The following is a 14,458-nucleotide window of genomic DNA, read 5'->3' as shown; positions in this document are numbered from 1 at the left end:
ATGCCAAGAGTCCGGCGCGAGGCCGGGTTCCTCCGTGCTGCTGGTCGAGGCGTGAGTTGTAAGGGTCAGCCGGTGGGCCGGGGCAACGCCATAAGCTTGCTGAATGCGCTGGTCAGGGCATCGGTCCAGGGCCAGTTCGCGGCGATAGCGACCCGGGTCCGCCGAGCGGTGCGGGTGATCCGGGCAGCGACGTGCAGCAGCCGGTAGCGCAGCTTCTTCGGTTCGGCGGTGGCCAGATCGCCGTCCAGTAGCAGAGCCTGGGTCCAGGCGAGCAGGTCGATGCCGGTCAGCGCGAGTTGGAGCCAGGCCTGGTTGATCGCGAAGATCCGGGACGGGAACCGGCCGAAGCCGGTGTTCTTGCCGGTGCGGATGCGGTCTTCGACGCGGGCGTGTGCCCGATGCCGGGCCTCCAGGTGCTGGATACTCCCGGTGCCGGGCGGGGTGTCGGTGGCCACGACCTGGTGCCGCCAGCCTTCGATGGTGTCGAACAAGCTCAGTTGGGCGCCGGGGTGCGGGCGTTCCCGGCGGACCAGGAACCGGGTGCCTTCAGGCCAGCCTGCGGCGTCGAACAGGCCGGTGATCTCGCAGACCTCGGCATGTTCACGCAGGTCACCACTGGTATCAACGGCGGGGACCCAGCCGGTCGCGGCCCGGATCGCAGCCCTGACTGGTTCGGTGATCGCGGCACCGACACTGAATCGGATGTCGAGGTGGTGTTCGCGTAAGGACCTGATGTGGGCGAGGAAGCCGTGACTGGAGCCGGCCGAATCGGCGCGGAGCAGGATCGGGGTGCCGTGCCGCTGAGCGTCGGGGATCTGGGCGAGGGCTTGGTCGAGGACGGTGATGTGGTCGGTGGTGGTGTTCGAGCCGGCCCGGCCCTCGCGCAGCAGGCCGGCGAGGGCTTCGCCGGTGTTGTCCAGGAAACACAGCAGCGGATGGAAGCCGAAGGTCTTCTTCCACGTGCGGGTGGCCGATTCCTTGTCGGAGTGGCAGATCACGATGGTCGCGTCGATGTCGAGGACCAGGCCGTCGACCGGTTGGCCGGCGACTGTCGGTTGTGGCAGGTCGCCGCGGGTGTCGGCGTGCTGGGCCCAGGCGATCTCGCGGGCATGAGCTCGGGCGGCCCGCAGCTCGGCCAGCATCGTGGCGTCGAGCTGCGATAACAGTCGCCACGCGGTCGGGTCGGACGCGATCGGCCCGAACAGGGCCGCCTGGTCACGCAGTACCGCCAGATCGGCGATGGCCTCGCCCCCGTCAGCGAGCACCACGGCGAGGTCGACCGCGATCCGGCCCGGGTCGTGCCCGCGCTGCCGCTGCCGCTGCCGTAGCCCGGCCAACGCTTGGCTGAATGCGCTGGTCAAACCAGTCGCGTCAGCGAGATCGGCGATCAGCCGGGCACCGGCGTGACCGACCACGCCCCGCCCGTCCCCGGTCACCGTGATCTTCGGACGTGTTGCGGTAGCCTTCACCCAGCAAGTGCCTTCCGTGACGGGTTAACAGGACTCTCGACAAGCCCTATTTTCCCTGATCAGAAGGCACTTCTGCGTTTCCGGCCCACTCCTTGGACAACCCTTAACGAAGGGCCGAGGTTAGCGTCCCCCCTCGTTGATCAGTCTCGGCCAAATCGCCATGAAATCCGGCCGGCCTACCACTGTGGAGGGTGTTCCTGATGGGCTGGCTAGCGGTCGGAGACTCCTATGAGGTCACTCTCGTGGACGGAAAGGTGGCGGCCCGATCCACCGGCTCACGGGCCAGCGGTCGTCCACTGAAGACACTGCCGAAGGCGCTGCGCGACGACCCCGAGGTGGACCGGTTGCGTCAGCTCGGCCAGTGGCTGGATCGGCACACCGCCGACTGCCTGACGCGGGTCGACGCCTGGGTGGTGTCCTCGCTGCCGGTGCCCACCGGGCTGCTGGCCCGGGTCTGGCCGGACCCGGCCTGGCAGGGCGCGCTGCGCGACCTGGTGGTGCTCGGGGACGACCCGGCCGAGCCGGGCTTCCTGCGGGACGTCACCGACGCCGGTGACCTGCGGGTGGTCAACCTCGACGGGGACACCATCCGGCTCTCGCCGGCCAGCGCCACGCTGCCCCACCCGGTGCGCGTGCCCGATCTGGCGGACCTGCGCGAGTTCGCCGACGAACTGGACGTCACCCAGCGGGTCGAGCAATTGCACCGGGCCACCTGGGGCAGGCCGGCCCACCTGAAGGACCGGGATACCACGATCAACGACTTCCACGGCACCACGGTCCCCAACCGGCTGGCCGCCCGGGCCGCCACGCTCGGCTTCCGGGTCTCCGGCTCCCAGGTCAAGTGCCGGGTCTGGGAGGCCGGCCGCACGGTCGAGGCCGCCATGTGGTTCAACGAGGACTACTGGGACTCCGAGGCGACCCTCGGCAGCCTCTCCTGGTCGGTCGTGGACGGGCCGACGCTGCGGTTGACCGAGGTCGGGCCGGTGGCCTGGTCGGAAGGAATACGGATGGCGACGGCCCTGTCCGGCGCCCTGACCCGAACGGGGGAAAAGGCGTGACCGGGATGACGACCAGGTCGGACGGGGAATTGGCGCAGAGCCTGCTGGCCGCTGGCGCGGTGCTGCCGACCGGCACCACCGGCGTCGGCGACCAGGCGGTGCCCCTCACCGCCCGCACCTACCGGCACCCGGCCCTCGACGACCGGCCGGTGGTCCGCCTGATCGACGCGGCCCTCGGCGAGGGCGAGGACATGGCCGTCGGGTTCCTCGGTCTGACGCCGGGCGCCGAGCCGGCCGTCGTCGGGCTGGGCCCGCGCCGCCCGCTGGCCTTCCCCGAGTGGGTGCTGGTGCACCACCCGGCGGACGGCCGGCACGCGTTGGCGGTGGTGCCGGAGCTGCAGAAGGTGGCCAAGCAGGTCCGGTCACGGCCGAAGGCCGCCCTGGACGGGCACCAGAGCCTCGCCGACCGCCTCGCCCGTACACTGCCGCACTTCCTGCCGACGTTCTTCGAGCAGGCGGCGCGGGTGTTCCTGGCCGCCGGGCAGGACACCTACGCGACGCAGTTGTTCAACAAGGCGCGCAAGGCGGAGGCGCAGCACGGCCTGCCGGTCGACCTGAACCGGTTGGACGAGGTCTACGTGGAGTTCGCGGCGGCCAAGGTGGTCTCCGCGACCGCGCTGGCCGGCCACGCGAAGGAGTTGTCCGCCCAGTTGCCGGCCGACGAGGCGCTGGAGCGGTTCTGTCGGCTGGCGCTGCGGGCAGCGGCCGCCGGCGTGGTTCCCTCCGCGCAGTCGGCCAACGCGGTGCAACGGCTGGTCCGGGCTGCCACCAAGGCCGCTGGCGCGGGGGGCGCCGCCGCCGTCGCCGACCGCGAGGCGGCCTACCTGGCCGAGCTGCTGCGGCTTCCGGTGGCCGCCGAAGCGCCGGCCGGCTGGTGGAAGGCGCACCTGCCGGCGGTGACGGCGCTGGCCGGAAGCGACCCGGCGATCCGTGGCCGCCTGCTCGATGTGCTGCCCGCCGACCGGAACAACCTGGTCGGGTGGCTGGCCCTGTTGGCCGACACCGGTGCGCTCGCCGGGCTCTCCGACCCGGAGGTGCCGGCCGCGGCCCGTCCGCAGGACGGCTCCGTCGGCTGGCTGCGCCGCTTCGTGAGTCGGGCCAACCTGGACCGCTACCAGCCAGTGCGGGAGCTGTACCCACTCGTCGAGCGGATGGCCGCCCGGCTGCGCGCCGAGCTGGCCGACAGCGGCGAGTCCCTCGCCGTCGCCGGCGACCTGGACCTGCTCGACCTGCTGCTCGCCCTCGATCTGCCGGTGGCACCGCCGAAGGAATGCGACACCCTGGACCTGGCGCGTTGGGTGAATGCCAAGGGGGAACGGGAACTGCTCGCCCTGGCCGGCGACGACCGGTTCACCGGGGCTCTGCGCCGAGGCCTCGACCAGGTCGACGACCAGCAGCAGGCCCAGCGCCGGCTGGCCGGGACGCGGGGCGTCCGCCCGTTGCTGACCGACTGGCTGCGGGCCCGGATCCGCGACCGGTTCACCACCGGGCTGCCATACCTTCCAAAGGCGGTGAAGTGGCTGGGCAACCTCCCGGTCGAGGCGTTGCGCCTGGTCCTCGACGACCTCGACGGGCCCGCCGCGCAGGCTGCGGGCGGCGAGCTCAGGCAGGCCCTCGACGTCGACCTCGCCGAGCACGTCGCCCGCAGCCTGCGCGGCGGGCTCCTCGACGAGCTGGGCTGGCCGGACTGGGAGCAGGCCTGGCAGGAGGTGACCGGCGGCGACCGCCGGGTCGAGGTGACCCAGCAGGACGCCTGGCCGTACGTGATCATGGGCGGGCCGACCACGGTGCGCGTGCTCGGCGCCGAGGGCATCGTGCTCCGCCACGACCTGCGCATCCCGGCCGGCGACATGTGGCGCCAGCCCGGTTACCACTACGTCGACGGCCAACTGCTGGTCTTCTGGCATTCCCAGTCGTTCAACTACGATCTGCGCGGCTACTGGCACTCGTCACCCGACGAGTTGCAGGCCATCAACGGCACTCTCCGCGGCCAGGGGCGCCGGAACGAGATCACCCTGCCGCTGGCCGGCGGCGGGCGGACCACCGGTGACGGCGTGCTGCACCCCCGTGACACCGCCGTCCCGGTGGAGCTGCCGGTCATCACCGACGGCACCTCCCACTGGGTCTACCGCTCCGACGACGAGAACAGCGACTACGGCTGGCGCGAGTACGACCCGGCCAGCAACACCCATGGCCGGCGCAGCCTGCCCCGGTTCCTGGCCGAGCTGCCGGTGAGCGGAAGCCGCCTCCAGGAGTCGGCCAGCTGGCTGCGGCCGGCCCTGTCCGAGCGGGTCACCCCGGCCGCCGCTCCGGTGGACGGTCTACTCGGCTGGCGGGTGGTCACCCTGCCGGGCGGCACGGTGCGCGGCGAGGACCTGGCTGGCCGTACCGTCACCGTGGCCCCGGGACAGGAACCGATCGCGGCGCTGATGCTGCCCGGCGACGACCGGCCACGGGCCGTCCTCGAGGGTTTCGTCCTGGTCGACCCGGACGGTGTGGTGTCAGCCACCGCCGGAGGGTCGTCCGGCCGGCCCTACACCGCCAGGGTGGTCCCGCTGCCGAGGCGGGAGTTCCTCGGCAACATGCGGCACCGGGATCCGGCCGGCTCCGCGGCCCTGCGCCGGGTGGACCAGGACACCGCCGCCACGCTGTTCAAGGCTGCCCTCGACGAACGCCGCGCCGCCCTGGCCGAATCGGCCGCGCGGGCCGCAGCCAAGGCGGCGACCCGGTCCGGGTTGACCGCGGCCACGCAGGCCATCACCGGCCTTCCCATCGCCCTCCAGGGGTCCGTGGTCGGCGCACCGGCCGGCACCGCCAGCGCCACCGCTGGTGAAGACGAGAAGGATGCGTTGGTCGAACTGGTCCGCTCGACGTTGCCGACAATCAGCCATGACGCGCTGCTGGCCGGCGTGGCCGGCGTGCTGCGGCTGGCCGCCCAGGTGCGCACCGACCTGGAGGCGGTAGGCGAGCGGCTCACCACGGCGCTGTCCGCCCCGAAGGCGGTGGCACCGGCGGCCACCGTGAGCGGGCCAACCGACGAGCAGCTCAAGCTGGCGCTGAACGGTCTGCACTCGGCCGCCAGGGCGAGCAGCTCGACCCACGCCTTCACCCAGTTCCAGGTGATCGCCGCCCAGCGATCCGCCGCCACCGGGAGCGAAGCCGCCGTCCGGCCGCACCTCGACGGGCCGTCGCTGCCGCTCACTCTAGACTGGTGGGACCTGCTTGGCGCTGTCGCAGCCGTCGCCTACCGGGCAGTCGTGGCGGTCACCCCGGACGAACACCGGGAGACGCTGCGCGCCCTGCTCATCGAGCTGGACCGGCTCGACTTGAGCGCGAGGGCCGAACCAGCCCGCTGGCGTCGATTCTCGCTGTACCTGCCGGACGACGACCTCACCAACCTCGACGGCGCACGCCGATCCCCCCGGCCGGGCATCCTGCCGTTGCCCGACGGGGCGTTCATCGCCGTGCTCCACCACTTCGGCACCGCCGGCGGTCACCTCTTCGACGCGCTGTACCACGACCCGGCCGGCGTGTTCGCCGTGCCCGAGCCGTACACGGTGCGCTCCTCGGCACCGGTCGGTGACGAACGGCCGGCCGGCTGGCTGGCCGGTTTCCTCACCGAGTGGACCGCGCGCGGCCCACTGCCCTGGCGGTCGGAAGCGGCCGAGCAGTTCGCCGAGCTGACCGGCGTCACCCCCACCGCCGCGAAGCTGGTGCTGGCCGGCCTGCCGTACGCGGACTCGGCGAACACCCTGCCGCCCGAGCTGCGCAAGGCGCTCGGAGTCAAGCAGGTCGGCGAGGTCAAGCTGGCCTTCGGGATGCTGCACGAGGCCAACAGGAAGCTCCGGCGGGCGGTGGTCTCGGCGCTGCTGCCGGACGACCCGGCCCGGCTGTGGACCGACGGCCCGGACGTGGCCGCCGCTGCGGCGGTCTGGAACGCGGCCCTGGGACGCCGGGTGGCGGTGCCCGAACAGTTGCTCGCCGAGGCGGTGCGCGCGATCCGCACCGACTGGGGACCCGCGAAGGCGTTGCCGGCGCTGCTCGGCCCCGCCCGTTCGGCCGAGCTGGGCACCGATCTGGCCTTCGAGATCAGGGGCGACCGGGCCCAGCCGGTCGACGGCCAGGCAACGGGCTTCACCGGTTGGGTGCTGCTCTCCACGGTCACCCTGGCGGCCTGGGTCGCCCACCACACGCCAGCCGGCGACCCGTGCCGGGCCGCGCTGCCGGCCGCGCTGGCCGTGATCCGGGACCGGCTGGCCAACCCCGACCTGCTGCTCGACCTCAACGAGTACGTCTCCCTGCCCGCGTTCCGCCAGGTGGCCGGCACCCCGTCGGCGACCGGCTCGGGCTGGGAACGCTACGGCGCCATCGTCCTGGCCACCGCCGACACCCAGCCCTCGCCCGCGCTGCGGCCGGACCTGCTCGACGTCGACGGGGCGGACCCGTACCTGCCTGCGCTGCGGGCAGACGCAACCAAGCCGTACCCGATGGAGGTGGCGCTGCGGCTGGTCCGCGACCCACGCTTCGCGGCGCTGCTCGGCGATTCGGGGGAGCCGGGCGGCGGCGCGCGGGCGGCGGACGGGACCTGGTGGCCGCAGGATCCGACCCGGTCGGTGCCCGACCTGGTCGCCGAGGCAGCCGGGGAACACGGCCTGGGCGTCGACGCGGCGGCGGTGTACCTGATGCTGCTGGCCATGCCGGACCCGACCGACCGCGACACGACGAAGTGGACCGGCTGGAAGCCGGCCCGGCTGAAGGCGGCCCGCGCCGAACTGGCCGGCACCGAACTGGTCGTCGAGGGCAGCCGGTCCCGGGCCGGCCGGTCGCTGTTCCTGCCCGGCCCGTGGCTGGAGCGCGGACGCGGGCAGAAACCGATCGAGGGCTGGAAGACCACCCTGTTCGGCCTCGCACCAGACGGTACGGCCGGGCTCGGCGTGACCGTCCCGTTCGAGCCTGCCGCCGACCTCTACCGGCGGGCCTGGCAACGCCTCCGCGACGGCGACCGGCCCCGATTCGACAACCTGCCCACCCGCGGCACCCGCCGCTGACCCTCGCCCGAACCACAGAGAGATCGAGGAACATCAGTGACCGTGACGGAACACGTCCGCCCCACCGTCGTGCCGGGGACCGCCGCCCAGGTCCTCTCCGCCGAACAGCGGTACGCCGACGAGTTGGCCTTCCTGGCCGCGTACGACGACGGGGCCCGGCCGCCGGGCTGGGCGTTGACCCCGCGCGCCGTGGTCACCTTCATCCGGGGCAGCGACGGCGAGGCGCTGAAGCTGCCCGCCGACCGGCGCACCGGCCCGGCCGACACCGAACTGCCGGCCAGCATGACCATCCCGGCGAAGTTCGTCGGTGAGCGGAGCCTGGTCGAGCGGTGCGTGGTCACTCTGGCCGGCGAGCGGGGCCTGCTGCTGGTCGGCGAGCCCGGTACCGCCAAGTCCATGCTGTCCGAGCTGCTGGCCGCCGCGGTCTGCGGCACCAGCGCGCTGACCGTGCAGGGCACCGCCGGCACCACCGAGGACGCCTTCCGGTACGGCTGGAACTACGCCCTGCTGCTCGCCCAGGGCCCGACTCCGCAGGCGCTGGTCGACTCGCCGGTGCTGACCGCGATGCGCACCGGCCGGGTCGTCCGGATCGAGGAGATCACCCGCTGCCTGCCCGAGGTGCAGGACGCGCTGGTGTCCCTCCTGTCCGACCGGCGGATGAACGTGCCGGAGCTGAGCGGCACCGAGGACGGCCTGATCCGCGCGGCACCCGGGTTCACCGTGATCGCCACCGCCAACCTGCGGGACCGGGGCGTGTCGGAGATGTCCTCGGCCCTCAAGCGCCGGTTCAACTTCGAGACCATCCACCCGATCTCGGACGTGGACACCGAAACCGACCTGGTACGCCGGCAGGCCACCGCCGCCGTGCAGCGCGCCGGCGCGGCGTACACCGTGGACGACGCGGTGCTGGATGCCCTGGTCACCGTGTTCCGCGACCTGCGTTCCGGCCGGTCGGGCGAGGGCTGGGACGTGGAACGGCCCGGCACGGTGATGTCCACCGCCGAGGCGGTGCAGGTGGCGGCGTCGCTCGGGTTGGCCGCCGCGTACCTGCCCGGCGGGGACGCGCTCGACCTGGTCCCCGGGCACCTGCTCGGCGTGGTCCGCAAGGACGACCAGAACGACCACGCTCGGCTGCTCGGCTACTGGGACGGCCCGGTCCGCCGCCGCGCCGAGGACGGCTCGGCGATGTGGCGCCGGCTCTGGGATCTGCGGGAGAACCTGCGGTGACGACCGTGTCCCGCACGTCGCCCGGTGGGGCTCCGCCGACCGTCGACCCGGTGGCGGCCGGCCCGTCGACGGTCGATTCGACGTCGGCCGACCCACGGGCCGTGGTCGACGCGCTCGCCGGTTGCATCCGGCCGTACCTGATCGGGGTGCGGCATCACAGCCCGGCTCTGGCTGCGGTGCTCCCGGCGCTGCTTGACGCCGCCGCGGCCGAGGTGGTCTGCATCGAGCTGCCGGCCGACTTCCAGCGCTGGCTGCCGTACCTTTCCGACCCGGCCGCCCGGGCCCCGCTGGCCCTGGTCGGCAGCCACGGCGAGGACGGGCCGACGGGCTTCTACCCGTTCGCCGATTTCTCCCCGGAACTGGCCGCGATCCGCTGGGCCCGACAGCGTGGCGTCGAGGTGGTCTGCTGCGACCTGCCGCTGACCGACCCCGGCTGGAGCGCCGACACCATCGACCCGGCCACCGACTCCGACTCGAGCGCCGGGTCCGAGCCGGACGCCGGTGGTGACCCGGACGCCGGTGAGCCGGTGCGCGGCCCGCGCCGGTCCGGCTACGCCGCCGCCCTCAGCGCCAGCGGCACCGGCCGCGACGGCGACGACCTATGGGACCGGGTGGTCGAGGTGCGCGCCCCGGGCTGCCCGCCGGAGGCGGTCCGTCGGGCCGCCCTCGGCGTCGGCTGGGCGATGCGTACCGACAGCGCCAGCGGCGACGGCATACCGGCCCGGGATCTGGCCCGCGAGCGACACATGCGCCGGGTGCTGGCCGAGGCCGGCGCGGACGGCCGGCGGGTCGCCGCCGTCATCGGCGCCTTCCACGCCCCGGCCCTGCTCGCCACCCCGTCGACCGTCGGCCCCGCCCCGACGGCCAGCACGGCCGGCGGCGCCACCCAGGCCGGTCCGGTCCGGTCCGTGACGACCCGGCCCGGGCCGGCCACCAAGGGCGGCGGCACGGCGATCACCTCGCTGGTGCCGTACGCGTTCGACCTGCTCGACTCCCGCTCCGGCTACCCGGCGGGGATCCGTGACCCGCGCTGGCAGCAGTCCGTCTTCACCGCTGCCGGCGACCCAGAACACGTCCGGGCCGCCGCCGCCCGGGCGGTCACCGACCTGTGCCGGGAACTCCGCTCGGCCGGTCACACCGCCGGTACCGGCGAGGCCGCCGAGACGGTACGGCTGGCCGGCGACCTGGCCCGGCTGCGGAACCTGCCCGCCCCCGGCCGGGGCGAGGTGCTGGAGGCGGTGACCACCGTGCTCGGTCAGGGTGAACTGCTCGGGCGCGGCCGGGCGCTGGCCAAGGCGCTGGAGATCGTGCTGGTCGGCGCCGAGCGCGGCCGGATCGCCCCCGGTACGCCGCGGTCCGGCCTCGGTCCCGCCGTCGAGGCGGAACTCACCACGCTGCGGCTGCCCAACCCGGACAGCCCGAAGTCCCGCGAGGTCCGGCTGGATCCGCTGCGCACCGAGCTGGACGGGCGGCGGGAGATTCTGCTGCAACGCCTGCAGATCTGCGGCGTCGGCTACGGCGAGCCGATCACGGTCTCCGGCACCGGTGACGGCGCAGCCCTGACCACCCGTTGGCAACTGGCCTGGACGCCGTCCGTGGCGGCCCGGCTGGACCTGGTCGGCGTACGCGGGGTGACCGCGGCGCTGGCCGCGACCGGCACCCTGCGGGACCGGTTCCGCCGGGGGGCCGCCGACGGCGGCCCCACCGCCGCGCAGTTGCTCACCGGGCTGCGCGACGCCGCCCGTTGCGACCTGCCGGAGCTGGTCACCGACCGGCTCGAGCTGGCCACCGTGGTGCTGCCTGGCACCGGCACGCTGCCCGAGCTGCTGGCCGCCCTGGACCTGCTGGAGGCCCTCCGCCGCGAGCATCTGCCCGGCACCACCGCCGACGGCCGGGCCCGGGCTGCCGAGCTGGCCGTCGTGCTGCTGGACGCGGCGGTCCGCGGGCTGCCGGGCCTGGCCGGCAGCGACGCCACCACCGACGCCGCCGCGCTGGTCGACCTCGCGGTCCGCGCCGGCGAGGATCGGATCGGCCTGCGCCTGGACGAGGCCCTCGGCCACCTGGCCCGGGCCGGTTCGCCGCTGATCCAGGGCGCCGCACTGGCCGCCCGGGCGCTGCTCGACCTGACCAGCCTGGAGGTCCTGGGCAACCGGGTGGCCGGCTGGATCGACGCGGCGACCGGACCGGACACCCGGCGGCAGCTGCACCGGCTGCTCGGGGGTCTGCTCACTGCGGCGCATCCGCTGCTGCAGTCTGCCCCGGCCGCGCTGGACCCGCTGCTGGAGCGGATCGAGCGGCTCACCGACACCGAGTTCCTGGACCGGCTGCCGGCGCTGCGGGGCGGATTCGACGTGCTCACCCCCGCGGCCCGGGACCGGCTGCTGCACACCGTGGCCGACCGGCTCGGCGATCGGCTCGATGTGGCACTGTCCGTCCCGCCCGAGATGCTGGCCCGCTGGGCCGCCGCCGACCTTGCCGGTCGGGCCGCCCTGATCGCCCGCCACATACCGATCCCGGGCACGCCGAGCGGCTCCGCCGACACCGAACCCTGGCCGGACACGCCGAGCGGCTCCACCGACGCCGAATCCAGCCCGGACACGCCGGCCGTCCAGCTCACCCCCACCGACCGGTGGCGGCTGCTGCTCGGCCGCCAACCCGACCGGTTGCCGGCTGACGCCCGCCGCTACGCCCGCGCCCTGGACGAGCTGTACGGGGCGGGCCAGGGCGAGGGCGCCACCGACTTCGGCCAGGCGGCCGGCGGTGGTGGCCAGGAAGCCTCCTTCCCGACCGCACGCGAGTGGGCCGACGAACTCGAGGCGCTCTTCGGCACCTCGGTACGCGAGGAGGTCATCGCCCGGGCGGCCGAGAACGGCCGTACCGACGTGCTCACCGAGCTCGACCCGGCCGCGGTACGCCCCTCGATGGAGCTGCTGACCTCGGTGCTGTCACTGGCCGGCGGACTGCCCGAGGGGCACCTGGCCAAGCTGCGGCCACTGGTCCGGCGGCTGGTCGAGGAACTGACCAAGCAGTTGGCCACCCAGGTGCGTCCGGCGCTGACCGGGCTGACCAACCCGCGTCCGTCCCGCCGTCCCGGCGGCCGGATCAACCTCGCCCGTACCCTACGGGCGAACCTGCAGCACACCCAGCGGCTCGACGACGGCCGGACGGTCGTGGTGCCGGAACGCCCGGTCTTCAACACCCGGACCCGCAAGGAAGCCGACTGGCGGCTGGTGCTGGTGGTCGACGTGTCCGGCTCGATGGAGGCGTCGGTGGTGTGGTCGGCGTTGACGGCCGCCGTGCTGGGCGGGGTGCCGACCCTGTCCACCCACTTCCTCGCCTTCTCCACCGAGGTGGTCGACCTGACCGACCGGGTCGACGACCCGCTGTCGCTGCTGCTGGAGGTGCGCGTCGGCGGCGGTACGCACATCGCCGCCGGGCTGGCCCACGCCCGCTCGCTGGTGACCGTGCCGAGCCGCACCATCGTCGCGGTGGTCAGCGACTTCGAGGAGGGCTACCCGCTGGCTGGGCTGCTCGGCGAGGTCCGCACCCTGGCCACTTCCGGTGTGCATCTGCTCGGCTGCGCCGCACTGAACGACCGGGGCGCGCCCTGCTATTCGGTACCGGTCGCCGAGCAGCTCGTCGCGGCCGGGATGCCGGTCGCCGCTCTCAGCCCGCTCGAACTCGCCCGCTGGGTGGGCGATCGCATCCGCGGAGGATCACGTTGACGGACCGCACACCCACCGACCTGTTGCCGTCGGTGCTGCCAGAGGTCGCCGCTGCGGCGGTGGCCGCCCTGCCACCCCGGCTGCACAAGCGGCTGGACGCCACCGTCGGACGGCTGGCCGGGGTACCGGTCGACCGGGTCGACGGCGGCGTATCGGTCGACTGCGGCGCCGAGGCCCTGGTCACCCTCACGCCCGGGCCGACCGGCGCGGTCACCGAAGGGCACCAGGCGCGGTGCAGCTGCCTGCTGGCACCCCGCTGTCTGCACCGGACCGCGGTCCTGGTCGCCTGCCCGGTCGCCGATCCGGCCACCCATCCCGACCCGGCGTCCGCCGGCGCGTCGTCCGCTCCGGACAGCCATGGCGCGAAAACCGGCCGGACCGGGCGAACCGCGAGATCGGCCGCCGGTCGTGCCGGCCAGAACACGGCACCGACGAAGGCGCAACGGGCCGCCGCCGGTGCGCTGTGGCGGGCCGCCGCCGCAGTGCTCGCGGCCGGCGTGCCGGCCGCCGGTGCGGTTCCCCAGGCCGAACTGCTGCGGGCCGCCCACAGCGCCCGGCTGGCCGGCCTGCCGCGGGCCGAGAGCGCCGCGCTGCGCACGGTCCGTGGCCTGCGCGCCCACCGGGAACGACAGGCCGGCCACCGGCTGGCCGAGCTGGTCGAGGTGCTGCACGACCTGCTGTACGTGGTCGGCCGGCTGGCCGCCGGCGATCCCGACCCGGCGCTGGTCGGCATCCTCCGGCGGGCCTACCAGCCGGACGGAACGCTGGAGGTGTACGGCGTCTGCCGGGAGCCGGTGATCAGCGCGAACGGATACGCCGGGGTGGTCACCCACCTGGTCGCCGCCGACGGGCGCCAGCTCTCCTTCGGCGACGTGAAACCGGGCGGCCCGGAGCGGGCGCGGGACTGCGCCCGGGCGGTCACCGAGATGGGCGCCGTCGCGGTCAACCACGCGGTGCTGGCCCGCGGCGGCCTGCGGATCACCGGCACCACCGTTTCCCCGGACGGCCGGCTCGGCGCCGGCAAGGGGGTCCGCGCCAGCCCGCTCACCGAGACCGACTGGGCCACCGGACCGCTGGCGGAACTGTTCGCCCGCCCACTCGCCGAGGTGGTGACCGCCCAACTCGCTGCCGACGACCCGGACGACCCGATCCGGGCCGGCACCGCGCTGGTCGGCGGTGACCTGATGGTCCTGGGTGCCGTCGGCGACCAGGTGCTGGCCCGCGAGCTGGCCCCCGCCACCGACGCCGGACCTGAGCGGGTGCCGGTGCCGGACGGGCCGGTGATCCGGCTGGCACCGGTCAATTCCCACCCGATGCTGGCCCACGTGGCCAACCTGCGGCGGCTCGCCTCCCGGCCGGGCCTGCGGATCCGGGTGGTCGGCCGGCTGGACCCGGACCGGGCCAGCACGCTGCGCCCGCTCGCGGTCGGCCCGGTGCCCGGTGCCGCCACGACGCTCCGGCTGCCGGCGGACTGGCACGGCCGGGCGGACCTCGGCTACGACGAGATCCAGGGCGGTCACCTGCCGCCGCCTGACCCGGCCGCGATGACCGAACCGGTCCTCGCCGTCGGCGTCGACGCGGTCGCGGAGTCCCCGCTGTGGCGGGTTCGCCGGCTGGTGGAGCTGTCCGTCTCCGGCGGTCGCCGCGCCGTCGTCGAGGCGGCCCGCGGCGAGGGCACCGGGCTGACCGGTCCGCTGCGCCGCGCCGGCTTCACGACCGCCGCCACGGTGGCCGCCGCGCTCGCCGACGAGTCCGACCGGCGCGGGCGGGATGCGTTCGGTCGGCGTACCGATCCCGACCCGGACCGGTACGCCTGGGCCTGGCTCGCCACGACTGCCCACCTCGCCGCCACCGAGCGAGAGCTGATCCGCTCATCCTGGGACACCCCAGGTTCGGTTGATTTCTGACCGGCGTAGTGCCTCGGGTATCCC

At 74.4% G+C, this 14,458-nt stretch carries 6 protein-coding genes; 5 read left to right on the top strand and 1 reads right to left on the bottom strand.

Annotated features, from left to right (window positions below):
• Window positions 1-65: 65 nt before the first annotated feature.
• Complete coding sequence (locus OG811_RS20705; RefSeq protein ID WP_406068013.1) at window positions 66-1,469, bottom strand: IS1380 family transposase; 1,404 nt, start codon at window positions 1,467-1,469, stop codon at window positions 66-68.
• A 200-nt stretch (window positions 1,470-1,669) separates the two neighbouring features.
• Between OG811_RS20705 and OG811_RS20700 the strand changes: the two genes are divergently transcribed.
• From OG811_RS20700 to OG811_RS20680, 5 genes are read left to right on the top strand one after another with little or no spacing between them, the layout of a single operon-like run.
• On the top strand, window positions 1,670-2,527 hold the full coding sequence (locus OG811_RS20700) for a DUF4132 domain-containing protein (protein ID WP_406068012.1): 858 nt from the start codon (window positions 1,670-1,672) through the stop codon (window positions 2,525-2,527).
• Window positions 2,524-7,575: a hypothetical protein gene (locus OG811_RS20695; protein ID WP_406068011.1), complete on the top strand. Its 5,052-nt coding sequence runs from the start codon at window positions 2,524-2,526 to the stop codon at window positions 7,573-7,575. The genes OG811_RS20700 and OG811_RS20695 overlap by 4 nt, the downstream gene beginning before the upstream one ends.
• 36 nt (window positions 7,576-7,611) lie before the next feature.
• Window positions 7,612-8,802, top strand: coding sequence for an AAA family ATPase (locus OG811_RS20690; protein ID WP_406068009.1), 1,191 nt, complete (start codon window positions 7,612-7,614; stop codon window positions 8,800-8,802).
• Window positions 8,799-12,527: a vWA domain-containing protein gene (locus tag OG811_RS20685; protein ID WP_406068008.1), complete on the top strand. Its 3,729-nt coding sequence runs from the start codon at window positions 8,799-8,801 to the stop codon at window positions 12,525-12,527. Before OG811_RS20690 ends, OG811_RS20685 begins: the two co-directional genes overlap by 4 nt.
• On the top strand, window positions 12,524-14,434 hold the full coding sequence (locus OG811_RS20680; RefSeq protein WP_406068006.1) for a hypothetical protein: 1,911 nt from the start codon (window positions 12,524-12,526) through the stop codon (window positions 14,432-14,434). Before OG811_RS20685 ends, OG811_RS20680 begins: the two co-directional genes overlap by 4 nt.
• Window positions 14,435-14,458 lie beyond the last annotated feature (24 nt).

This window comes from Micromonospora sp. NBC_01638, from assembly GCF_045209745.1.
Lineage (GTDB): Bacteria > Actinomycetota > Actinomycetes > Mycobacteriales > Micromonosporaceae > Micromonospora.
Note: the sequence above shows the minus strand (reverse complement) of the source record. Positions and strands in the feature narration are given on the sequence as shown.